This is a genomic window from Cupriavidus sp. 2KB_3, assembly GCF_052115685.1.
Lineage (GTDB): Bacteria > Pseudomonadota > Gammaproteobacteria > Burkholderiales > Burkholderiaceae > Cupriavidus > Cupriavidus campinensis.
On sequence record NZ_JBFRHD010000032.1, the window covers coordinates 14,334 to 36,104 of the forward strand.

The window sequence follows — 21,771 nt, forward strand, 5'->3', positions numbered from 1 at the left end:
TTGGCACTGCTAATTATGTAAACAGCACGCCTGGGCTTTGAGGCGCCAATAATAAGCGCGCATCCGTCGGCGGTGCAAGCAAACGCCGCCTGGGGCTCAGGCAGCACATGGCATCAGCCGGGGTGGCTCTCGAGCAACCAGTCGAGCACTTCAGGAATTTCCGATGCGGCCGCGGGCATCGACGCCCCACGGTCCAGCATTCGCTCCAACACTTCCAGATGAGGCAGCACGGTGCCGTAAAAATGCGGATCGCCGCCGGCCACGGGCTGGATCAGCACCGTTGGAAAATTCTCGATATCGATGTCCTCGCCGAGCCGGTCGGCGTGGGTCTCGATATCGATCCAGACAAAGCAGTCGCCGGGATAGCGCGCCGCCAGCGCCGCGAAGCCGCTCATATAGTCCTTGCACGTCCCGCACCAGTCCGCGCACAGGCAGGCCACCAGCCGGCCCGCCGGCCGCGCGGCCAGCGCCTGGCGCAGCGCTGCGGCGTCTTGTTCGGGAAAGTAAACGGTCATGGCAGTCAAAACATGAGCAGCCTACGGCACCAGCCGCGGCAATGCCGGCAGATTGTATAGAGTTTGGCGCCCCTTACCCGAGCCGCCGGTAGCGGTTGCCCGGCAATCGCTCCGCCGCGCCGGCCATTTCCAGCTGCAAAAGCGCTGCCGACGCCGCTTCTGCCGATAATCCGCTGCCGGCGCACAAGGCATCGAGTGTCACAGGATCATAGGCGAGCGCGGCGCCCAATGCGTCGGCGGGGGTGGGGAGCGGGTCGGTCGCCGCGTTCGCCCCGGCGGGTCTGGCCGATGGCGCGGGGAGATCGGGAAACTCTTCCACGATGTCCTCGAGGCCTTCCACCAGCTTCGCGCCCTGCCGGATCAACCGGTGACAGCCCTTCGAGAGCGGCGCGTGGATCGACCCGGGAATCGCGAACACCTCGCGCCCCAGCTCAGAGGCCAGCCGCGCCGTGATCAGCGACCCCGAGCGCTCGGCCGCCTCGACCACCAGCACGCCCTGGCCCAATGCCGCAATCAGTCGGTTACGCCTGGGGAAGTGGTGGCTCAATGGCGGCGTTCCAAGGGGAAACTCGCTGAGGATGGCGCCGCCACGGTCCACGATCTCGTGCGCCAGCGCGTGATGGCGTGCCGGATACACCACATCTACGCCTGTACCGATGACGGCAATCGTGCCGCCAGGGCCGGATATCGCCCCCGCATGGGCCGCTGCGTCGATGCCGAGCGCGAGGCCGGACACCACCGTGAACCCAACCCCGGACAAGGCGGCGGCAAACCCGTGCGCGTCCTTCGCCCCCTGCACGGTGGCCTTGCGCGCGCCAACGATGCCGATGGACGACGCTGCCAGCGCATCGCGCCGGCCATTGACGTGGAGGAGTAGCGGGGGATCGGCGAGATCGAGCAGCCGCGCCGGATAGTCGCTATCGGCGAGTGTGACGAGGTGATGGTCCGGTGCGGCGAGCCATGCCTCAGTGCGCGCGATCAGCGCTGCCAGCGTGGCATCGGGCGGGGCGGTCAGGACTTGCGCCACGGCGTGCGGCACCAGGCCATGCAGCCGGGCGGCAGGCTGCGCCAGCACCGCCGAAGGCAGGCCGAATGCGCCCAGCAGCCGGCGCGCGGCCGCCGCGGTCAGTCCTGGCGTGGCGATCAGCCGCAGCCACGCCGCAACGTCGGCCAGCCCTGCATCCATGCCCAGGGCCGGCCCGGAGACTTGCGCGCCCTCCGGCGCGCGCCAACCGGTCAACGTGGCGTCGTGGCGATGTCGCCAACCTTCATCAGGTTCGTGGCATCGGTGACCAGCGCGTACGAGATGCCCGGGAACACGCGATACACATAGGCCAGCCCGTAACGGTCGTCGGGCAGCCTGATGGTACGGTTGCTGTCCGTCGGATCCTTGACCAGCCCACCGTCGCGTGAAAGCGCCAGCACATGGCCTGGCTCCAAACCGGCATCGGCGCCCACGTTCAGCACCACTACCTGCTTGGCACCGCCGTACTGCACGCCGCCATACACGGCCGCGATGCGGGCATTCACGTCGGTCTCGGGCGCGTGCGGCACGTAGCGCACCAGTTCGCGCGGGGGCTGGGGCAGCAGCAGCGTGCCGGGGCCCATTTCCTGCAGCGACTGGGTGGCCTGCACCGTGGTCACGGCGTCCGGGCCCTCGGGCGGACGCGAGATACGCACGCTGCCCTGGTATTCAGCCTCGAAGCCGATCACCTTGTTGGTAACCGGGTCACGCACCGGCAGGGCCGGCTTGAAGGCCTGCCAGTCGCTGCCGATGGCTGCCTCGCCGGGGCCAATGCCGCGCGCGTAGCCGGTATCGCCACGGCCCATGTAGACGCGGGCATCGGGCAGGGCCACGAGCCGCGCCGAGGTATCGACGGTGCCCTTGTCCACCACCAGCGGGCGAATCAGGAACGGCTCGATGTCCGCCGCCGGAATGCTCAGGATCGCGTCGCCGTCAGTGCCTTCGCCCCGCATGCGCGGCGAGAGGCGGCCATCGCCGCCCGCGCCGCCCGGTGCGGTCGTGCTCAGGTACGCACGGCCATCGCGGGTAATCAGATACAGGATCTGGCCGGGATAGATCAGGTGTGGATTGCGGATCTGCTGCTTGTTCATGCCCCACAGCTCGGGCCAGCGCCAGGGCTGGCGCAGGTAGCGGCCCGAGATGCCCCACAGGGTGTCGCCGGAGCGCACCGTGTACTGGCCCGGCGCGCTGGGCGCCAGATCGGCAACGGGAATGCCTTGCTGTGCCGTCCGGTCGGCTTGCGCCTGCTGCGCCGGCGAGACACTGAGGTCCGCGGCCTGGACGGTCATGCCCGCCCCGGCAGTGATGCCGGCGACTCTTAGCATGAGAAGGGTGAACGCGTGCAGCCTGCGGCCCGACGCCGCTTGTTCTTTGGTAAGATCGCGCATTTTCGTGAACCGGTCGGTGTAGCGACCGGATTGACCCTAGAGAGCGTGCCTGCTGCGGCCCGCCTTGATTTTTTGTACTTGCGCCCCGATTCTGCATGTAAACACCGGTCGCCGCAACGCGGCCGGGCAGTAGACAGCACCTGGCGTTGCGCCCGAGCATCATGGCAAAACTCGACATCCTCACCTACCCCGATCCCCGCCTGCACAAAGTGGCCAAGCCCGTGGAGGTGGTGGATGACCGCATCCGCACCCTGGTGCGCGACATGGCCGAGACCATGTACGAAGCGCCGGGCATCGGCCTGGCCGCCACGCAGGTGGATGTGCACGAGCGCGTGATCGTGATCGACCTCTCCGAGTCGCGCGACGCCCTGCAGGTCTTCATCAACCCGGAAATCGTCTGGGCCAGCGACAACCGCAAGGTCTGGGAAGAGGGCTGCCTGTCCGTGCCCGAGGTCTACGACCGCGTGGAGCGCGCGGACCGCGTGCGCGTGCGCGCGCTGAACGAAAAGGGCGAAACCTTCGAACTCGAGGCCGACGACCTGCTCGCTGTATGTATACAGCACGAGATGGATCACCTGATGGGCAAGGTGTTCGTCGAGTACCTGTCGCCGCTCAAGGTCACCCGCATCAAGCAGAAGCTCCAGAAGCGCGTCCGTTCGCGGATGTAAGCCCGCGCGGATGTAACAGCGGTGCCGCCGCGCCGGCGCCGTCTGCTATCGTTAACCCCTCCGAAGCACCCAATGCACCCGGCCGCCACCATGCGGCCGGTGGCGTTTTTATCGCGGAACTCTGCCATGACCCAAGCCCAGCCACTGCGCGTTGCCTTCGCCGGCACCCCGGAATTCGCCCGCGTCGCCCTGGAGGCCATCCACGCCGCAGGCTTCCCGGTGGTGGCCGTGCTGACCCAGCCGGACCGCCCGGCGGGCCGCGGCATGCAGCTGCAGGCAAGCCCGGTCAAGCAATTCGCGCTCGATGCCGGCCTGGGGCCGGTGCTCCAGCCGCGCTCGCTGCGCCGCCAGGGCAAGTATCCCGAGGAAGCCGGCGCGGCTGTCGATGCGCTGGCGGCCACGGCGCCCGATGTCATGGTGGTGGCCGCCTACGGCCTGATCCTGCCGGCCGAGGTGCTGACCCTGCCGCGCCACGGCTGCCTGAACATCCACGCCTCGCTGCTGCCGCGCTGGCGCGGCGCTGCCCCGATCCACCGCGCCATCGAAGCCGGCGACGCCGAGACCGGCATCACGCTGATGCAGATGGACGAAGGGCTCGACACGGGCGGCATGCTCTCCCGCGAAGCCGTGCCGATCGGCCCCCACGACACCACTGGCACGCTGCATGACACGCTGGCGGCGCTGGGCGGGCGGATGATCGTCGCGGCATTGCAGCAACTGGCGGCCGGCCAGCCGCTGGCGGCCACGCCCCAGCCCGAGACCGGCGTGACCTACGCCGAGAAGATCGCCAAGGACGAAGCCCCGCTCGACCTGCGCCGCCCGGCCACGGCGCTGGCCGGCCAGGTGCGTGCCTTCAACCCCTTCCCCGGGGCCACGGTGCAGGTCGGCGACACCGTCATCAAGTGCTGGCAGGCGCTGCCGCTGGCCGCCTCGACCCCGCTGCCGCACCCGCCCGGCACCGTGCTGGCCGCCGACGCCAGCGGCGTGATCATCGCCTGCGGCGAGGGCAGCGCGCTCCAGGTCACCGAACTCCAGAAGCCGGGCGGCCGCCGCCAGCCGGCGCAGCAGTTCCTGCAGGGGCAGCCCCTGCCGCCGGGCACGCGCTGCCTCGTGCCAGCGTGATGCAATCTCCATATCGGCCTGCAAAAACCCTGCTACGGACATTGAATTTCCGGCAATCGGACCCGATCTAACCGTCAACGCGTCCCGCAGGGGCGGGTACGCGGGGCTGTACGTCGATTGTCGATTTGGGAGACTTTTCCATGTTCAACTGGGTCAAGACCTTCATGCTGATGGCCGCCATCACGGCGCTGTTCATCGTCATCGGGGGCATGATCGGGGGCCGCAGCGGGATGATGTTCGCGCTGTTGATCGCGCTGGGCATGAATTTCTTTTCCTACTGGTTCTCGGACAAGATGGTCCTGCGCATGTACAACGCGCAGGAAGTGGACGCCGGCACGGCGCCGCAGTTCTACAACATGGTGCAGGAGCTGTCCCAGCGCGCCGGCCTGCCGATGCCACGCGTGTACCTGATCAACGAGGACGCGCCGAACGCCTTCGCCACGGGGCGCAACCCCGAGCATGCGGCGGTGGCGGCCACCACGGGCATCCTGCGCGTGCTGTCCGACCGCGAGCTGCGCGGCGTGATGGCGCACGAACTGGCGCACGTGAAGCACCGCGACATCCTGACCTCGACCATCGCGGCCACGATGGCCGGTGCGATCTCGGCGCTGGCCAACATGGCGATGTTCTTCGGCGGCCGTGACGAGAACGGCAATCGGACCAATCCGATCGCGGGCATCGCCGTGGCAATCCTGGCCCCGCTGGCGGCCTCGCTGATCCAGATGGCGATCTCCCGGGCGCGTGAATTCGAGGCGGACCGGGGCGGCGCCGAGATCAGCGGCGACCCGCAGGCACTGGCCAGCGCGCTGGACAAGATCCACCGCTATGCGCAGGGCATCCCGTTCCAGGCGGCCGAGGAGCACCCGGCCACGGCGCAGATGATGATCATGAACCCGCTCTCGGGCGGCGCCATCGCCAACCTGTTCTCGACCCACCCGGCCACCGAGGAGCGCATTGCGCGGTTGATGCACATGGCGCAGACGGGCACCTATCCCGCCTGAGGCCGGCCGCGCGCCCCGACTCCGGGTAAACTGCCCGCTGTGTTCCCCGGAACCGGCGGGCTTTTTTTGTGACCGGCACGCCGTGCCGGATCACTGTCATTCACAGCATTTTCAGATTTCTCGTATTCCATGCGCCTGCAACACGATTCACTTGCCTTCCAGATGCTCGGCGCCGCCGCGGCGGTACGCGGCGTCAACGAAGGCACGGCCCTGCCGCAGGCCATCGAAGACGTCGCCACGCACCTGCGGCTCGACCGCGTGCGCGACGCCGCCACGCGCGGCGCCGTGCAGGACCTGGCCTATCGCACCGTGCGCCAGTTCGGCACCACCCGCGCCCTGGTCACCGAACTGGTGACGCGCCCGCCCGGCGCGCTCGTCGATTCGCTGCTGGCCGTGGCCCTGGCGCTGCTGCTGGAAGGCGAGGAGGGCGATGGCAGCAAGGTGGGGCGCGGCGGCTACAGCGATTTCACCGTGGTCGACCAGGCCGTCAGCGCGGCCGCTTCCGAGCCGAAGACCGCCCACGCGCGCGGTTTGGTGAACGCAGTGCTGCGCCGCTTTTTGCGTGAACGCCAGCAACTGATGCAGACCGTCAACCAGGACGAGGAAGCGCGTTACAACCTGCCATCCTGGTGGCTGGCGCAACTGCGCAAGGCGTACCCGGACCAGTGGACCACGCTGGCGGAGAGTGTCAACGCCCGGCCGCCGATGACGCTGCGCGTGAACACGCGGCGCATATCGGTGCCGCAGTATCTGACCGAACTGGCCAACGCCGGTCTGGCCGGCACGGCCGTGGGCGACCAGGCGGTGCGGCTGGTCCGCGCCTTCCCGGTCTCGCAGGTGCCCGGCTTTGCCGAAGGCGACGTGTCGGTGCAGGACGCCGGCGCGCAACTGGCCGCGCCCCTGTGCGAATTGTCTGATGGCATGCGCGTGCTCGATGCCTGCGCGGCCCCCGGCGGCAAGACCGGCCACCTGCTGGAACTGGCCGATATCGACGTCACTGCCGTGGAGAGCGACGCGCAACGCGCCGCCCGCATCCACGACAACCTCGCCCGCCTGGGCCAGCGCGCCAACGTGATCGTCGGCGATGCGAGCCGGCCCCAGGACTGGTGGGACGGCCAGCCGTTCGACCGCATCCTGGCGGACGTGCCGTGCTCGGCGTCGGGCATTGTGCGACGCCATCCCGATATCCGCTGGCTGCGGCGCGAGACAGATATCGCGCGCCTAGTCAATGAGCAGCGTCGCATCGTGTCTCAACTTTGGCCGCTGCTGAAGCCGGGCGGCATTCTGGTGTACGTGACCTGTTCTATTTTCCCAACGGAAGGCGAGGAGCAGGCGCTCTGGTTTGGTGCGCAGCTACCAGATGCGATACGATTGCAAGCGCCGGGACAACTGCTGCCCGGTACGAAGGCGCCTGAAACGGCCAGCCTGCCGACCGGTTCGCCATCGGGTCTGCCTACCGACCACGATGGCTTCTACTACGCCCGCTTCCAGAAACGCGCCTGATCCCACCGATGCCGAGCCCGCTGCGCTTGTTCGTCCACCGAGTCCCGGGCCGCGCAACGCGCGAGGCGCCGGCGCTCGCGCTGGCCACGATCCTGCGCACCTGGGCCATCGCGGCCTTCCTGCTCCTGGCCCTCGGGCTTGGGCATAGCCCCCGGGCGACCGCGCAGCTGATCGAGAACTCCGAAGCGAAGATCGAATACCAGGACGGCGGCTTCGAGCTGGCCGCCGCATTCGATTTCGACCTGCCACCGGCGCTGGAAGATGCGCTGCACAAGGGCATCCCGCTCTATTTCGTGGTCGAGTTCCAGCTGACGCGCCCGCGCTGGTACTGGTTCGACGAAAAGCCGGTCAACACCAGCCGCAGCGTGCGCCTGTCGTATCAGCCGCTGACGCGTCAGTACCGCGTCTCCACGGGCGGACTGCAACTGCCGTTCAACCGCCTCAAGGGCGCGCTGCAGTTCATCCAGCAGGTGCGTGGCTGGCGCGTGTTCGAGCGTGGCGACGTGCGGCGCGGCGAAACCTATCACGCCGAGCTGCGCATGCGGCTCGACCTCACGCAGCTGCCGAAACCGTTCCAGATCAACGCGGTGAACACGCGCGAGTGGAACCTGTCGTCCGAGTGGAAGCGTTTCAACTACACGGTGCCGACCAACCTCGACGCGCCCCAGCCGCTACCCGCGCCGCCGGCGCCCATGCCGGCCTCGCCGCCAGCCGCTCCGCCGGCGCCACCTGCTGCCCCAGCCATTCCCGGCTCCGCGCCCGCCGCGGCCTCTGCGCCGTCCGCTGAGGCTCGCACGCCGTTCTCGCAGACCGTCTCCACGGTCCTGTCTCCGAGCCAACTGGTACAGCCCACATCGAGCCAGCCATGAACGGAGCGATCTGGGACAGCCGATTCCGCCGCGTGCTCTATCGCGTCGTGGTGGGGATCATCGTCTTCCTGGCCCTGGTCCTGGTGGGCCTGCTGGCCGGGGCATCGGCCAACACCGAATTCTTCGATCGCTATTTCACGCTGCTGTTCAAGGTCAACCTGGTCGTCGGCGCGCTGCTGGTGCTGACCGTGGGCGCGCTGGCCGTGACGCTGTGGGTACGCTACCGGCGCGGCAAGTTCGGCACGCGGCTGATGACCAAGCTGGCCGTGTTCTTCGGCGTGGTGGGCGTGCTGCCGGGCGTGCTGATCTACCTGGTCTCGCTGCAGTTCGTCTCGCGCAGCATCGAATCCTGGTTCGACGTGCGCGTGGAAACGGCGCTCGAGGCCGGGCTGAACCTGGGCCGGTCCACCATCGACAGCCAGCTGGCCGATCTGCAGGGCAAGGCCCGGCTGATGGCGGACCAGCTCACGGGGTCGTCGGGCATGGCCACGTCGCTGCAGCTGAACCGGCTGCGCGAGCAGTACGGCGTGCAGGAGGCCGCGATCTTCACCGGCAGCGGGCGCGTGATGGCCACCGCGTCGAGCAGCTACGCCTCGCTGGTGCCGGACCTGCCGTCGGGCCTGCTCGCCGAGCAGGCGCGCCTGGCCGGCGGCTATGCGGCCGTGGAGGGCGGCACCGAGCCCTCGGTGGACGGCAAGCGCACGGGCCCCATCGACAGTACCCACCTGTACCGCATCCGCGTGATCATTCCGCTTGGGCCGGCGCCGTCGCAGAACGCGACCGACGCGGAGGCGCAGGCGGCCGCCGTGGCCGCGGCCGCCGCGGTCCAGCGTGCCCAGCGCCCCCCGCGTACCGGCATGTCCGCGCCCGGCGCCCGCTGGGCCGGGTCGGGGCTGTCCGTGGAGCGCCGCCCGGAAGACGCACCGGCCACCGGCTTCGGCCTGATGGGCGACACGGTGCGCGAGGAGCGCTACCTCCAGGTGCTGCACCCGGTGCCGGCCGTGCTCGCGCGCAATGCGGACGAGGTGCAGCGGGCCTACCAGGAGTACCAGGAAAAGGCGCTGGGCCGCACCGGCCTGCGCAAGATGTACATCGGCACGCTGACCCTGACGCTGTTCCTGGCCGTGTTCATCGCCGTGATGCTCGCCCTGCTGCTGGGCGGCCAGCTGGCCCGGCCGCTGCTGATGCTGCTGCAGGGGACCAAGGAGGTGGCCGAGGGCGACCTCTCGCCCAAGCGTGAACTCAAAAGCCGCGACGAGCTGGGCATGCTGACGCAGCAGTTCAACGCGATGACGCGCCAGCTGTCCGAGGCCCGCATCGCCGTGGAGGAAAACCGCACCGCGCTCGAGCAGTCGAAAGCCTACCTGGAAAGCGTGTTGCAGAACCTGACCGCCGGCGTGCTGGTGTTCGACCGGCGCTTTGCGCTGCTGACCGCCAACCCCGGCGCCGAGCGCATCTTCCGCCAACCCTTCGCAGGCGTGCTGGGCCAGCCGGCCGAGCAGATTCCGGGGCTGGGCGAGTTCACCGAGATCGTGCGCCAGGCGTTTTCCGAGCAGAACACCAGCGAGGTGCTGGGCGGCGCGCGGCACTGGCAGAAGCAGATCGAACTGCCGCAGGGCGACGAGGAACAGCCGCTCACGCTGCTGGTGCGCGGTGCCCACCTGCCGGGCGGCAGCCGCGACGAGCCCGGCTACGTGGTGGTTTTCGACGATATTTCCGATGTGATCTCGGCCCAGCGCTCGGTCGCATGGGGCGAGGTGGCGCGCCGGCTGGCCCACGAGATCAAGAACCCGCTCACCCCGATCCAGCTCTCGGCGGAGCGCCTGCAGATGAAGCTTTCGCCGAAATTGGAGACAAGCGATGCGGAAGTGCTAAAGCGCGGGGCCGCAACGATCGTTAACCAAGTGGCGGCAATGAAACGCATGGTGGACGACTTCCGCGATTACGCGCGCACGCCGCCCGCCGTGGTGCAGACGCTGGCGCTGAATCACCTGGTGGCAGAAGTCTTGCATCTGTATGGGATCGACGAGCCCGGGGTGCACGAGCATCCCGTGATCCATTCGACGCTGGGGCCCGATTTGCCTGAGATAAAGGGCGATCCGACCCAGTTGCGGCAGGTGATCCACAACTTGCTGCAGAATGCGCAGGATGCGGTGGCGGACAACGTGGCGGCCGGTAGGGCGGCGCCCCATATCACTCTGCACACCGAGACTGTAGAATACAAAGATTCTGCTGGCGAAGACCGGCAGGCCGTCAAGCTGTCCATCGCGGACAATGGTCCCGGATTCGCACCCCGTATTCTCAGTCGGGCGTTCGAACCGTACGTGACCACGAAAGCCAAGGGTACGGGTCTCGGGCTGGCGATGGTAAAAAAGATCATTGACGAACACGGCGCGCGCATTGAATTGCGCAATCGCATGGATGGCGCCGAGATCATCGGGGCGCAGATCTCGATCCTGTTCGTTAAACTGGCATAGTCAAACTGCGTCACCGTCCGGTGGCGCTGCGGTGGGGTTAAGAGGGGAAGTATGGCAACCATCCTCGTAGTCGACGACGAAATGGGCATCCGGGAATTACTCTCGGAGATCCTGAGTGACGAAGGCCATGTGGTCGAAGTGGCGGAGAACGCCCAGCAGGCACGCGAGTACCGTGCGGCCGGGACGCCCGATCTGGTACTGCTCGATATCTGGATGCCGGATACCGATGGCGTCAGCCTGCTCAAGGAATGGTCGGCACAGGGTTACCTGACGATGCCGGTGATCATGATGTCCGGGCACGCCACGATCGACACGGCCGTTGAGGCCACGAAGATTGGCGCGTTGAACTTCCTCGAGAAGCCCATCGCGCTGCAGAAGCTGCTGTCCGCCGTGGAGCAAGGTCTGGCGCGCGGCATCGAACGCCCGCGTACAGCGCCGACGGCGGCCAGCGCGGCGCCCGCCGCCACCTCTGCCACGGGCGAAGCCGTCGCGGCCGCGCTGGCGCCCGCCGAGATGCCCGCGGAGACCACCGCGAACGGCAATCCGGCACGCCTGCCCGAGGCCGAGATGCACTTCTCCTTCGACATGCCACTGCGGGAGGCGCGCGACCTGTTCGAGCGTGCCTATTTCGAATATCACCTGGTGCGCGAGCATGGCAGCATGACGCGCGTGGCCGAGAAGACCGGCCTCGAGCGGACCCACCTGTACCGCAAGCTCAAGCAGCTCGGCGTGGAACTCGGGCGCAACAAGCCCGAGCCCACCGAACAATGACCGGCAGTGATGCACGGGACGCTTGACTGACGGATTTCGCGCTGATATAGTTTCGCTTCTTTGGCCCGGTAGCTCAGTCGGTAGAGCAGAGGATTGAAAATCCTTGTGTCGGCGGTTCGATTCCGTCCCAGGCCACCAGATACAAGAAAACGGACGCTTCGGCGTCCGTTTTTGCGTTTGGGGTCAATGATTTAGCGCCCGCCAGCGCCTACCCGAAAATCTCCTCCGCCACCGTCGGGTGCAGCGGCAGGGTCGTCTTCAGGTGCGAGGCCTTCAGGCCCAGCCGCAGGGAGACTGCCAGGGCCTGGATGATCTCGGGTGCGGCGTTGTCCATCAGATGCACGCCGAGCACCCGGCCGCTGCGCGCGTTCAGCACCAGCTTGATCATCGATTGTTGCGAGCTGCCGCCGAAGCGGTTCTCCAATGAGACGAATCGCTTGATTTCGGTGCGGATGCGCTCCGGCTTCCCCGCGTCCTCGATGGCCTGCGCCTCCGTCATGCCTACCACGCCGATGGCCGGCTCGCAGAACACGGCCGTCGGCACGATGTCCAAATCGGCCAGGTCGCCGCGCTTGCCGAACAGGCGGTCCGCCACCCAGCGGCCCTGTGCGATAGCTACCGGCGTCAGGTGCAGGTTATCGGCCATGCAGTCGCCCACCGCGTACAGCGCGCGCGCCGAGCTGCGGAACTGGCGGTCCACGCGGATGCCACCCTTTTCGCCCAGTTCGATGCCGATGTCCTCAAGCCCCAGCCCCTCCACATTGGCCTGCCGGCCGATTGCCGCCAGCGCCGCCTGGGCGCGCACGGTCTGGGTACGGCCCGGGTTGCCATCCTGCGTGTAGCAGACCTCCGTCGCGCCATTGGCCTGCGAAAGCAGCGTCACCTCGGTATTGAAATGCAGGCGGATGCCCTTGGCGGCAAGCGCCCCGGCCAGCGCGGCGGAGACGTCATGGTCGAAGCGCGGCAGCAGCCGGTCCTCGCGCACGAGCAGGTCCACCTTGACCCCGTAGCGCGACAGGATCGAGGCCAGTTCCACGGCGATATAGCCCCCGCCGATCACCACCATCGAGGCCGGCACGGTCTGCCACGTGAACACATCGTCGGATGTGCTGGCCAGCTCGCCGCCGGGTACCGGCAGCACGCGCGGCCGCGCGCCCGTGGCGATCAGCGTCTTGCGGGTGTGCAGGGTTTCACTGCCGACGACGATCTCGGTCGGGCTCGTCAGTCGTGCTTCGCCGTGCAGGATTTCCACGCCGGCCTCGGTCAGCCGCTGGGCATAGGACGCATTGAGACGCGCGACCTCGGCATTGACGCGCACGATGGCGTCGCGCCAGTCCTCCTTGCCGCCCGTGTGGGACAGGCAATCAGACAGGATGGCCGCCCAGGTGGCGCCATAGGACAACATCTTCTTGGGCACGCAGCCCCGATTGACGCAGGTGCCGCCGATGGCGCCACGTTCGACCAGGATCACGCGCGCGCCCAGCGACGCCGCGCGCCGGGCCGCCGCCACGCCGCCGGAGCCCGCGCCGATGACGACGAGGTCCGCCTCGCGCGCCTTGCCCGGCCGGCCATTGCGCTTGCGGCGCGGCACGTTCTCCACCACGGGCGCCGCGCTGATCGCGCGCGCGCGGCGGCGCTCCTTGGCCGGTGCCGGGGTGGTGGTCTCGGGTGTTGCCTGGCGCTTTGTCATCCATGTCTCCTTGTACGCGGCGCAGCGCCGCATTCAACACGACCGACCGGCGCCCCTGGGCACAACCACTCAGGGCGCCGGCAACAATTCCTCGTCCCGGATCGCAGGCCAGTCGCGCAGGAACGCTTCCGCGTCGCGCCGGCCCAGATCGTAGGCATGTGTCATGGCCTCGGGCCGGGTGTAGTCCCAGCTCGAGATGGGCACGCGCTGCGACGGCTGCAGGTACAGCCGCCGCTGGCCCCCCTCCGCCAGCACGAAGCGGCGCGGGCGCGGATACAGCCGCGTCACCAGCACCAGCACGTTGCCAGGGGCCGGGTCGAGCGCATCGACGGGCACGTTGTCCACCAGCCCGCCATCGAGCACCGCGCGCCCCTGACGCTTCAGCACCGGCGTGAATGGCGGCGTGGAAGCCGACTGCAATAGCAGGTCGGCCAGATCCTCGGGCGACGCACAATCCTGCGCGCGCACGAACTCGGGCCGGAAGCCCAGCTTGCGGCCCAGCCGCGGGTGCAGCGTCTTGAGGATGTGCTTGTCGATGTTGTAGGCGAGCAGCCCGGCGGCCACGGCCAGGCGCGGGCCGCTCCATGGCGGGATGTGCGCCACGCCGATGCGGATCTCGGGCGCGGCCTGGAGCCGCGCGAGCCGGTTATCGCCGAACAGCGACAGCAGCGCGTTGCGATAGATGCCGTAATGCGGAAACACGCGCTCGCGCCGCAGCAGGTTGCCCCAGTAGGCGTTGCGCGTGTTGTTGGCCAGGATGTCGCGGTAATAGGCCATGGTCTGGTGCGAATCGTGCGCATGGACCATGCACGCCGTGGCCGCCCCGGCAGAGATGCCTGCAATCACACGCGGCCGCAGCGCCAGCTCGGGCGCCACCGTGTCCCACCAGCCGGCCTGCCACCAGCATCGGTTGCCGCCGCCGGCGAACACGATCTGGTCGAACGGCTGGGAGAGCGGCTGGGGAAGGGCGGAGAGCGTCGGCGCGGCGCCAGTCATTATCGTCGGATGTCTTGGATGTCAGAGCAGCGCGTAGGTGGTGGTGGCCTGCACCGCCAGCTTGCCGTCGGTGCCGGTCAGCTCGATCTCGCCGAACACCACGGTCTTGCCGAGCCGCAGCACGTTGGCGCGCACGCGCACGTCGCCGTCGATCACGGGCCGCATGAAGTTGGTGGTCAGGCTGACCGTGGTCATCGGGCGGAATTCCCCGAGCACCCGGGAGATGGCGACGATCATCGCGGTGTCCGCCGCCGACATCAGCACCTGGCCGCACACCACGCCGCCGGCATGGCGCAAGGTCTCACTGAACGGCAGGCGCAGCGTCACGCCCTGGTCGTCCACCGCTTCGGCACGCAGGCCAAGCTGGCGCACCCACGGGGCGAGCACGCGTTCCAGCGTGGCATCGACATCGGCCAGGGTGAAGGCGGGCGCTGCGGTCGGTGCGGAGGTCGGTTCCGGCATGGCGATCCTGTCGAGCGGGTTTCGCCAATGATACAGGGGGCCGCAGCCCCCCGTGTGATGCACTGCAAGACCCCGCCGGCCGGGGTGGGTAACGGCTTCGGCTACGCCGCGTTGTCGGCGGCGGCGCGGGCGCTGCTGCGGCTGGCATGCCAGCGCAGCACGCGCGGCACCACCACCACGGCCACCGTCATCGCCAGGATCGTGGCGGAGATCGGCTGCTTGACGAACAGGCTCCAGTCGCCCTGGCCAATCGACAGTGCATTGCGCAACTGCTTCTCGGCCATCGGCCCCAGGATCAGGCCGACGATGACCGGCGCCGTGGGGAAGTCGAAGCGGCGCATGGCCATGCCCAGCAGGCCGATCACGAACAGCAGCAGCAGATCGAACCACGACTGGCGGATGCCGTACGCGCCGAGCCCGGCAAAGATCAGGATGCCGCCGTACAGCAGCGGCGTGGGCACGCGCAGCATGCGCACCCAGAGACCGATGGCGGGCAGGTTCAGCACCAGCAGCATCACGTTGCCGATGTACAGCGACGCCAGCAGACCCCAGACCAGATCGCCCGAGGTCTGGAACAGCATCGGACCCGGCTGGAGGTTGTAGTTCTGGAACGCCGCCAGCAGGATGGCGGTGGTGTTCGAGGTGGGAATGCCCAGCGTCAGCAGCGGTGCCAGCGTGGCCGTCACGGCAGCGTTGTTGGCGGCCTCGGGGCCGGCCACGCCTTCGATGGCGCCCACCTTGCCGAACTCGTCCTTGTGGTTGGAGAGCTTCTTCTCGGTGGCGTACGACAGGAAGGTCGGGATCTCCGCGCCGCCAGCCGGAATCAGCCCGAACGGGAAGCCGATCAGCGTACCGCGCAGCCAGGCCGGCACCGAGCGCTTCCAGTCCGACTTGGTCATGTGGACGGAACTGAGCTTGTTGAACGAGCCCTCCGGCTGCGGGAAGAACGCGTTGAACAGCGCCTCGCCCACGGCGAACAGGCCCACGGCCACCACGACGATGTCCACGCCGTCGTAAAGCTCCTGGATGTTCATCGAGTAACGGGTCTGGCCGGACAGCGAATCAATGCCGATCAGGCCGATGCCGAGCCCCAGGAACAGGCTGGTCATGCCGCGCAGCAGCGACGAACCGAGCACGGCCGAGACGGTCGTGAAGGCCAGCAGCATGATCATGAAGTACTCACCCGGGCCGAACTGCAGCGCCACGTCCGCCGCCACCGGCGCGAACATCGACAGCAGCACGGTGGCGATGGTGCCCGCCACGAAGGAGCCGATCGCCGCCGTGGCCAGCGCCGGGCCGGCGCGGCCGTTCTTGGCCATCAGGTTGCCTTCCATGGCCGTGACCATGGTGGACGACTCGCCCGGCGTGTTCATCAGGATGGACGTGGTCGAGCCGCCGTACATCGCGCCGTAGTAGATGCCGGCGAACATGATCAGCGCGGCGGTGGGTTCCACCTTGGCCGTCAGCGGCAGCAGCATCGCCACGGTCAGCGCCGGGCCGATGCCCGGCAGCACGCCGATGGCGGTGCCGAGGAAGCAGCCCACGAGGGCCCACATCAGGTTGATCGGTGTGATGGCGACGGCGAAGCCGTGCATCAACTGGTTCAGGGTATCCATGGCAATTCCTCCCGCCAATCAAAAGCCGGCGACCGGCAGCAGCGGCAGGTTGATGCCGAGCAAGAATTCGAACAACGCCCACATCGGCAGCGTCAGGCCCAGGCCGATCAGCGCATCGCGCACCAGCCGGCGGCTGCCGTAGCCACGCGCCACGCAGACCATCATCAGCGAGGAGGAGATCACGAAGCCGAGCGTGCCGATCAGCGCCATGTTCAGCACCAGGCCCGCCGCCACCCACAGGAAGCCCTTGAAGTTGTGCGGCGCCGCGGGCAGCTCGGCATCTTCCTCCGGCATATTGCGGAAGCCGCCGCGTACACCCTGCCACGTCAGCAGCGCGCCGCACACGGCCAGGCCGATGGCCACCAGCGTAGGCGCGAAGCGCGGCGACAGGCCGGCATAGCCTTCCTCGCCCGAGATGCCGGACAGTCCGGCCAGGAAGAAGGCGGACAACGCCAGGACGGCGATGCCGATGGAGACATGCGATGGTTTCATGGTGGGCTCCCGGAGGGATGGCCACCACCCGCGCGGTCACGGCTGCTAGCGTGACAGGATTGTGATTATTGTTGAGGCGTGCGGGTGGGGCAGGTGAGGCGGGTGAAGCGAGTCGTGCCGTGGGCGATGAATCAGCCGGCGTTACTTGGCTACGCCCAGTTCGCGCAGCGTGCCGCCCAGGCGGGTCGACTCGTCATCCACGAACTTGGCGAACTCGTCGCCGGTCAGCAGGAAAGGCGTCCAGTCATTCTTCTTCAGCGCGTCCTTCCAGACGTTGTTCTCGGTGCCCTTGACCACGGCGTCGATCATCGCCTTGCGCTGCTCGGGCGTGATGCCGGGCGCGCCGTACACGCCGCGCCAGTTATAGATCTCCACGTTCACGCCCTGCTCCTTGAGCGTGGGGATGTCGGCGGTGCGGTCCTTCGAGGTCACGGCCAGCGCGCGCATCTTGCCGCTCTTGATGAAGGGCAGGAACTCGGACACGCCGGCGATGCCCACGGTCACGTGGCCGCCCATGATCGACGCGGAGGCTTCGCCGCCGCCCGCGAACGGCACGTAGTTGATCTTCTTCGGATCCACGCCAACGTCCTTGGCGATCAGGCCGGCCAGGATGTGGTCGATCGAACCCTTGGAGCCACCGCCCCAGCTCACGCTGCCCGGGTTGGCCTTGAGCTGCGCGGTCAGGTCCTTGATGGACTTCAGCGGCGAGCTGGCCGGCACGGTCAGGACCATGGTGTCGGCGTACAGGCGGGCGATCGGCGTGGCGTTCTTCAGCGTCACCGGCGGATGGTTGGTCTCGATGGCCCCGACCATCACGGCGCCGGTCACGATCAGCGCGTTGGGGTTGCCCTTGTCGGTGTTGACGAACTGGGTCAGGCCGATGGTGCCGCCGGCGCCGCCCTTGTTGTCATAGGACGCGGTCTTGGCGGTGCCCGCCGCGATCATCGCCGCGCCGATCGTACGGCCGGTCTGGTCGTAGCCGCCGCCGGGGTTGGCGCCGATCATGACCTTCAGATTGTCCACGGCATAGGCCGGGGCCGCGGCCAGCGTGGCGGCGGCAAGGGCGACATAGGCAAAGCGGGCAAGCGTGCGAGGCATCGCGGTCTCCTGTCTTTTTTGGAATGGATAGCTAGTGATAGCTGTGGGCTGGATTCTAGAGGTCGGTAACTGTCAAAAGCCTGTCAAACCGACAGGAATTCTCATGGGGTTTACGTGGGGGTTGTCTGCTTTGTCTGGCCGCGCCGGCATGCGCCGGACGGGCCGCGCGCTACCCACTGCATGGTTTTCACCACAGACAAGCGCGAGGAAATCTGATCTAAACATCTTTGACTTGGCTGACGTCAGACATATCACTACGATTGACCACAGTTGCCTGCCGCACGTTGCAGTGTGGAACGGGCAACGGACAAACGATGAAAAAGGGACCCGCGCACAACGAGGCGACGGGCCTGATGGGTGTCAACTGGGGTCAACAATGGATACGACGATCAAGGCCGCCGACGTGTGGCCGCCGGAGCTGGAGACGGGCGCGGGTACCGACCGTGGACTGTGGAAGAGCACCATGGCGGCAGCAAGCCAGGCGCTCGAGGCCGCCAAGGGCATGCAGGCGGCGGTGGGGCAGACACTGAAGCTCCAGCACAAGATCATGGCGCTGCGCGACGAGCTGCATCGCGCCGAAGCCGAACGCGATCTCTACCGCGACCTCCACTCGCGTACGCTCGACGAACTCAATCACACCCTCGACCTCAGCCCTGCCGAATGGCAGCGCCTGCGCGCCGAGAACGAGACCCTCCAGATCCGCCATCGCGCCTACAAGCTGCTGGTGCAGCACTACGCGCGCAGCGGCACGCCGGTGGACCCGGCCGTGTTCGCGGAGCAGCGCAGCCGCGTGCAGCAGCACATCCTGTTCCAGCGCCGCAAGGGCATTCCGGTCTCCGTGATTGCCGTCGAGGACATCGCCTTCCTGCTGCGCTGACAGGGGAGACCGCCATGACCTGCCTGCACCTCACCCCGCAACCGGCGGTGCCTCTGCATTGCCGGCCCGCGCATCCTCCGCGCAAACCCGGTTTCGCCCCGTTGCCTTGGCGGCATAAAGACGGCGGTCGGCCGTCGCCAGCATGGCATCGAGTGTCTGGCCCCCGTCGCTCCCGGCTTCGGCCACGCCTATCGACACCGTAAAGCGGATGCGCGCCCCGGGGTCGCCCTGCGTGGCTGACGTGGGCGCGTCCGGGGCGGGCTCCACCGGGATCGCGGCCAGGGTCACGCGTAGCCGTTCGGCGCTGGCCGTGGCCTCGGCCAGGGTGGCGCCGGGCATCAACACAGCGAATTCCTCGCCGCCCAGGCGGGCCGGCACATCCATCGCGCGCATGTTTTCGCGCAGTGCCGTGGCCAGGCGCTGGAGCACATGGTCGCCGCTGGCATGGCCCCAGCGGTCGTTCACCTTCTTGAAATAGTCGATGTCGAGCATCAGCATCGACAGCGCGCTGCCGTCGCGCTCGCGCCGCGCCGCCGCCTGCGCGAACTGGTCGCCGAAATGACGCCGGTTGGCGAGGTCCGTCAGCGGATCGCGCTCGGCCAGTTGCCGGAGTTTGTCGCCCAGCGCGAGGTAGTAGCTGAACAGCAGCGAGACCACCCTCACCGAGATCCACATCAGCAGCGGCAGCGCGATCCATACGTACAGCAGCGGCTTGCTGATGCGCGAGAAGACTTCGCCGTATAGCTGGGCGGTCGAGACTGCCTCCAGCAGCATCCACTGGCTGGCGCCCAGCCGCTGGTAGAACAGATAGCCGCCCTCGCCCTTGCGCATGCCGGGGCCGTCGCTGGCGAACAGTGTCTGCGGCCCCACGTCGGGCCACGCGTCGCCCAGCACGTCGGGCCAGCGCAGGTCCGTGCTCGGGTGGTCATGGTTTGCCGCGATCAGCCGGCCGGCGCTGTCCATCAGGTAGCGGTTCAGGGCCGGGGAGTCGTCGCTCGGCGCGCCGAGCAGCGCCTGGATATGCTTCAGCGAGACGTCTACCGCCACCACGCCGCGAAAGCGCGCCTCCACATAGATCGGCACGCTCAGCGTGGTGCGCAGCTCGGTGCTTTCGAACTGGCGATAGGGCGGCGCCCAGCGCAGTTGCTGGTCCGGATTGCGGTCGGGCAGGAGGTCGCGGTAGTAGGGCATGCTCGCGAAACGTTGCAGCAACGCGGGCGCTTTGTCGGTCGGCACCGGGGGATAGGTCACAAAAAAACCGTTGTTGGAAATGAACGTGACCGAGCCGCGGATCTCGTCCACGCCCATGGTCAGCCCCAGCACGTGGCTCAACTGGCGTGCGGCGAAGAGGTCGGCGCGCAGGTCGTCCACGCGGCGCTCGAAGCCGGGCAGGCCGGTCAGGGTCTGCGGTGACACGCCGACCACGGGGGCATCGCCGAGCGGGACTTCCATCTGCCAGATCGGCTCGTTGCGCGCGGCGAAGGCCCGTTCGATGGCGGGGTCCGAGACATCGACTGCCTGCACGGCCTCCATCCGCATCAACTGCCGCGCGTAGTCGCGCACGAACGACAGCCGGAAGCGCTCCGACGACACCGCAGCCTCCAGCCCCATCGCACGCAGCGTGAGATTGTGCTGATGACTGGCAATCACGCGCTCGCGCAGCGTGTAGAGGTCGCGCAGGCCAACGGCGAGCGTCAGCGCCAGCACGAGGCTGAAACACCAGATCACGACCCGCTGCGGGCGCATGACCGCCGCGCGCGGTAGCCATCGCGGACGCGGCACCAGTTTGCGCCATGGCATCGGGGGCCTCCGGGCAAGTCCCGCCTGAGCGGGCACTGCAACGAAACTGTGACGATCGAGGACAACGCTCGGCCAGTGTAGTGCAGCAAACGGGACTTCGGGAGGGGGTGGCGCGCGGTCAGCGCGCCGCGCTCAGTGCCGGGCTCATGGCCGGGCTTGGTGTCGAATTCAGTGCCGGTCGGTCCGGAAGTAGAGCAGGGCGAGCGCCGGCAGCGCGAAGCCGATCCAGCTTGCCAGCGGCCAGCCGCCACGCGCGAAGGCCCAGGCGCCCAGCCACGAGCCCGTGGCGCCGCCGACGAAGAAGATCGCCATATACAGGCCGTTCAGCCGGCTGCGGTGCTCCGCCGAGAGCGTGAAGATGGCGCGCTGGCCGACCACCAGGTTCGCGGACACGCCGAAATCGAGCAGGATGGCCGCCGCGGTCAGCGCCAGCAGCGAGGCCATCGACCCCTCCGCGCCCACCCGGCTCAGCAGGAACGATCCGGCGCCGATGGCCAGCGCGATGGCGGTCATCAGGCGGCTGTGGCCCCGGTCTGCATAGCGGCCGGCCATCGGCGCGGCGATGGCGCCGGCCACCCCGACCAGCGCGAACACGGCGATGCCGGTCTGCGACATGCGGAACGCGGGCCCGGCCAGGTACAGCGGGACGGTGGTCCAGAACAGGCTGAAGACGCCGAACATGCTGGCCTGGTACAGCGCGCGCCGGCGCAGCACGGGCTGGGTACGGAGCAGGTGCGCCATCGACGCCAGCATCTGGCCGTAGCTCACGCCCCGCGCCGGCTGGCGGCGCGGCAGCTTGCGCGCCAGCACCAGCGCCAGCAGCACCATGGCCACCGCCGAGACCGCGAAGATGGTGTGCCAGCCGCCCGTCAGGCCGGCCACCAGGCTCGACACCGGCCGCGCCAACATGATCCCCATCAGCAGCCCGCTGGTGACGTTGCCGACCACGCGACCCCGGATATGGTCCGGAGCGAGGTGCGCCGCGAACGGCACCAGCACCTGCACCGCCACCGAGCACAGGCCGATGGCGCAGCCTGCCACCAGGAACACGCTGGCGTGGGTGGCCAGCGCCGCCGCGGTCAGCGCCACGGCACAGGCGCCGATCAGCGTCAGGATCAGCTTGCGGTTCTCGACCAGGTCCCCCAGCGGCACCAGCAGCACCAGTCCCACGCAGTAGCCCATCTGGGTCAGCGTGACGATCAGCCCGGCAATCTCGGGCGAGAGGTGGAGCGATCGGGCGATGGGGCCGATCAGCGGCTGGGCGTAGTAGAGATTGGCGACGATCATGCCGCAGGCCGTGGCCAGCAGCGGCGTGATCCAGGCGGCGGGCGCGGCAGCGCGCTCAGTGGCGGTGGAGGTCATGGGGGGCGGCCTTGGTTCGAAGCCGCCGATTCTACTGGGA

At 68.2% G+C, this 21,771-nt stretch carries 19 protein-coding genes and 1 tRNA gene; 9 read left to right on the forward strand and 11 right to left on the reverse strand.

Translation table 11 applies throughout. From position 1 onward, the window contains the following. Positions 1–113 precede the first annotated feature (113 nt). The 3 genes from AB4120_RS26170 to AB4120_RS26180 all read right to left on the reverse strand — a co-directional run bounded on the left by AB4120_RS26170 (position 114) and on the right by AB4120_RS26180 (position 2,927). Complete coding sequence (locus tag AB4120_RS26170) at positions 114–515, reverse strand: thioredoxin family protein (protein WP_149137045.1); 402 nt, start codon at positions 513–515, stop codon at positions 114–116. 73 nt (positions 516–588) lie between these two features. Then, entirely contained in the window at positions 589–1,701 is a 1,113-nt protein-coding gene (gene dprA / locus AB4120_RS26175; RefSeq protein WP_149137621.1) for a DNA-processing protein DprA, read from the reverse strand. 50 nt (positions 1,702–1,751) lie between these two features. Next, positions 1,752–2,927 (reverse strand): LysM peptidoglycan-binding domain-containing protein, encoded by a 1,176-nt coding sequence (locus tag AB4120_RS26180; RefSeq protein ID WP_149137046.1) that lies wholly within the window; start codon positions 2,925–2,927, stop codon positions 1,752–1,754. Between the two features lie 161 nt (positions 2,928–3,088). On the opposite strand from AB4120_RS26180, the gene def reads away from it, so the two are divergent. The 8 genes from def to AB4120_RS26220 all read left to right on the forward strand — a co-directional run bounded on the left by def (position 3,089) and on the right by AB4120_RS26220 (position 11,476). Next, positions 3,089–3,595, forward strand: coding sequence for a peptide deformylase (def, locus tag AB4120_RS26185; RefSeq protein WP_149137047.1), 507 nt, complete (start codon positions 3,089–3,091; stop codon positions 3,593–3,595). A gap of 126 nt (positions 3,596–3,721) precedes the next feature. Next, positions 3,722–4,717 carry a methionyl-tRNA formyltransferase gene (gene fmt, locus AB4120_RS26190; RefSeq protein ID WP_441643021.1) on the forward strand — a complete coding sequence of 332 codons (996 nt, stop codon included), beginning with the start codon at positions 3,722–3,724 and terminating at the stop codon, positions 4,715–4,717. A gap of 140 nt (positions 4,718–4,857) precedes the next feature. Continuing rightward, the gene (gene htpX, locus AB4120_RS26195) at positions 4,858–5,718 is read left to right on the forward strand and encodes a zinc metalloprotease HtpX (RefSeq protein ID WP_441643022.1); all 861 of its coding nucleotides are present in this window, start codon (positions 4,858–4,860) and stop codon (positions 5,716–5,718) included. Positions 5,719–5,847: 129 nt separating this feature from the next. Beyond that, on the forward strand, positions 5,848–7,221 hold the full coding sequence (rsmB, locus tag AB4120_RS26200; RefSeq protein WP_149137049.1) for a 16S rRNA (cytosine(967)-C(5))-methyltransferase RsmB: 1,374 nt from the start codon (positions 5,848–5,850) through the stop codon (positions 7,219–7,221). A gap of 8 nt (positions 7,222–7,229) precedes the next feature. Continuing rightward, positions 7,230–8,090, forward strand: coding sequence for a DUF4390 domain-containing protein (locus AB4120_RS26205; RefSeq protein WP_149137050.1), 861 nt, complete (start codon positions 7,230–7,232; stop codon positions 8,088–8,090). Further along, positions 8,087–10,567, forward strand: coding sequence for a sensor histidine kinase (locus AB4120_RS26210; RefSeq protein WP_441643023.1), 2,481 nt, complete (start codon positions 8,087–8,089; stop codon positions 10,565–10,567). The genes AB4120_RS26205 and AB4120_RS26210 overlap by 4 nt, the downstream gene beginning before the upstream one ends. Before the next feature lie 51 nt (positions 10,568–10,618). After that, entirely contained in the window at positions 10,619–11,338 is a 720-nt protein-coding gene (locus AB4120_RS26215; RefSeq protein ID WP_149137051.1) for a response regulator, read from the forward strand. 62 nt (positions 11,339–11,400) lie between these two features. Continuing rightward, a tRNA-Phe gene (locus tag AB4120_RS26220) sits at positions 11,401–11,476 on the forward strand. 70 nt (positions 11,477–11,546) lie between these two features. Here AB4120_RS26220 and AB4120_RS26225 read toward each other — a convergent pair. The 6 genes from AB4120_RS26225 to AB4120_RS26250 form a co-directional block, all read right to left on the reverse strand. Continuing rightward, positions 11,547–13,028, reverse strand: a complete 1,482-nt coding sequence (locus tag AB4120_RS26225) for a dihydrolipoyl dehydrogenase family protein (protein WP_441643024.1) — start codon at positions 13,026–13,028, stop codon at positions 11,547–11,549. A 69-nt stretch (positions 13,029–13,097) separates the two neighbouring features. Then, on the reverse strand, positions 13,098–14,024 hold the full coding sequence (locus AB4120_RS26230; protein WP_441643025.1) for a patatin-like phospholipase family protein: 927 nt from the start codon (positions 14,022–14,024) through the stop codon (positions 13,098–13,100). A 21-nt stretch (positions 14,025–14,045) separates the two neighbouring features. Next, positions 14,046–14,486, reverse strand: coding sequence for a PaaI family thioesterase (locus tag AB4120_RS26235; RefSeq protein ID WP_149137052.1), 441 nt, complete (start codon positions 14,484–14,486; stop codon positions 14,046–14,048). A 101-nt stretch (positions 14,487–14,587) separates the two neighbouring features. Further along, complete coding sequence (locus AB4120_RS26240) at positions 14,588–16,102, reverse strand: tripartite tricarboxylate transporter permease (RefSeq protein WP_149137053.1); 1,515 nt, start codon at positions 16,100–16,102, stop codon at positions 14,588–14,590. A gap of 18 nt (positions 16,103–16,120) precedes the next feature. Continuing rightward, positions 16,121–16,594 (reverse strand): tripartite tricarboxylate transporter TctB family protein, encoded by a 474-nt coding sequence (locus AB4120_RS26245; protein WP_144202693.1) that lies wholly within the window; start codon positions 16,592–16,594, stop codon positions 16,121–16,123. 141 nt (positions 16,595–16,735) lie between these two features. Beyond that, complete coding sequence (locus AB4120_RS26250) at positions 16,736–17,692, reverse strand: tripartite tricarboxylate transporter substrate binding protein (protein ID WP_149137054.1); 957 nt, start codon at positions 17,690–17,692, stop codon at positions 16,736–16,738. A 376-nt stretch (positions 17,693–18,068) separates the two neighbouring features. On the opposite strand from AB4120_RS26250, the gene AB4120_RS26255 reads away from it, so the two are divergent. Further along, positions 18,069–18,569: a hypothetical protein gene (locus AB4120_RS26255; protein ID WP_149137055.1), complete on the forward strand. Its 501-nt coding sequence runs from the start codon at positions 18,069–18,071 to the stop codon at positions 18,567–18,569. 30 nt (positions 18,570–18,599) lie between these two features. Here AB4120_RS26255 and AB4120_RS26260 read toward each other — a convergent pair whose 3' ends face one another. Next, positions 18,600–20,369 carry a diguanylate cyclase gene (locus AB4120_RS26260; RefSeq protein ID WP_441643026.1) on the reverse strand — a complete coding sequence of 590 codons (1,770 nt, stop codon included), beginning with the start codon at positions 20,367–20,369 and terminating at the stop codon, positions 18,600–18,602. Between the two features lie 168 nt (positions 20,370–20,537). Continuing rightward, positions 20,538–21,731 (reverse strand): MFS transporter, encoded by a 1,194-nt coding sequence (locus AB4120_RS26265; RefSeq protein WP_441643027.1) that lies wholly within the window; start codon positions 21,729–21,731, stop codon positions 20,538–20,540. Between the last annotated feature and the right edge of the window lie 40 nt (positions 21,732–21,771).

Excerpts from the sequence above, each read along its gene's own strand:
- def (WP_149137047.1), top strand. The coding sequence starts at position 3,089 with ATGGCAAAACTCGACATCCTCACCTACCCCGATCCCCGCCTGCACAAA.
- AB4120_RS26180 (WP_149137046.1), bottom strand. The coding sequence starts at position 2,927 with ATGCGCGATCTTACCAAAGAACAAGCGGCGTCGGGCCGCAGGCTGCAC.
- AB4120_RS26265 (WP_441643027.1), bottom strand. The coding sequence starts at position 21,731 with ATGACCTCCACCGCCACTGAGCGCGCTGCCGCGCCCGCCGCCTGGATC.
- fmt (WP_441643021.1), top strand. The coding sequence starts at position 3,722 with ATGACCCAAGCCCAGCCACTGCGCGTTGCCTTCGCCGGCACCCCGGAA.
- AB4120_RS26240 (WP_149137053.1), bottom strand. The coding sequence starts at position 16,102 with ATGGATACCCTGAACCAGTTGATGCACGGCTTCGCCGTCGCCATCACA.
- AB4120_RS26210 (WP_441643023.1), top strand. The coding sequence starts at position 8,087 with ATGAACGGAGCGATCTGGGACAGCCGATTCCGCCGCGTGCTCTATCGC.
- AB4120_RS26170 (WP_149137045.1), bottom strand. The coding sequence starts at position 515 with ATGACCGTTTACTTTCCCGAACAAGACGCCGCAGCGCTGCGCCAGGCG.
- AB4120_RS26245 (WP_144202693.1), bottom strand. The coding sequence starts at position 16,594 with ATGAAACCATCGCATGTCTCCATCGGCATCGCCGTCCTGGCGTTGTCC.
- AB4120_RS26255 (WP_149137055.1), top strand. The coding sequence starts at position 18,069 with ATGGATACGACGATCAAGGCCGCCGACGTGTGGCCGCCGGAGCTGGAG.
- AB4120_RS26260 (WP_441643026.1), bottom strand. The coding sequence starts at position 20,369 with ATGCCATGGCGCAAACTGGTGCCGCGTCCGCGATGGCTACCGCGCGCG.
- AB4120_RS26235 (WP_149137052.1), bottom strand. The coding sequence starts at position 14,486 with ATGCCGGAACCGACCTCCGCACCGACCGCAGCGCCCGCCTTCACCCTG.
- AB4120_RS26205 (WP_149137050.1), top strand. The coding sequence starts at position 7,230 with ATGCCGAGCCCGCTGCGCTTGTTCGTCCACCGAGTCCCGGGCCGCGCA.
- rsmB (WP_149137049.1), top strand. The coding sequence starts at position 5,848 with ATGCGCCTGCAACACGATTCACTTGCCTTCCAGATGCTCGGCGCCGCC.
- AB4120_RS26225 (WP_441643024.1), bottom strand. The coding sequence starts at position 13,028 with ATGACAAAGCGCCAGGCAACACCCGAGACCACCACCCCGGCACCGGCC.
- AB4120_RS26215 (WP_149137051.1), top strand. The coding sequence starts at position 10,619 with ATGGCAACCATCCTCGTAGTCGACGACGAAATGGGCATCCGGGAATTA.
- AB4120_RS26250 (WP_149137054.1), bottom strand. The coding sequence starts at position 17,692 with ATGCCTCGCACGCTTGCCCGCTTTGCCTATGTCGCCCTTGCCGCCGCC.
- htpX (WP_441643022.1), top strand. The coding sequence starts at position 4,858 with ATGTTCAACTGGGTCAAGACCTTCATGCTGATGGCCGCCATCACGGCG.
- AB4120_RS26230 (WP_441643025.1), bottom strand. The coding sequence starts at position 14,024 with ATGACTGGCGCCGCGCCGACGCTCTCCGCCCTTCCCCAGCCGCTCTCC.
- dprA (WP_149137621.1), bottom strand. The coding sequence starts at position 1,701 with ATGGATGCAGGGCTGGCCGACGTTGCGGCGTGGCTGCGGCTGATCGCC.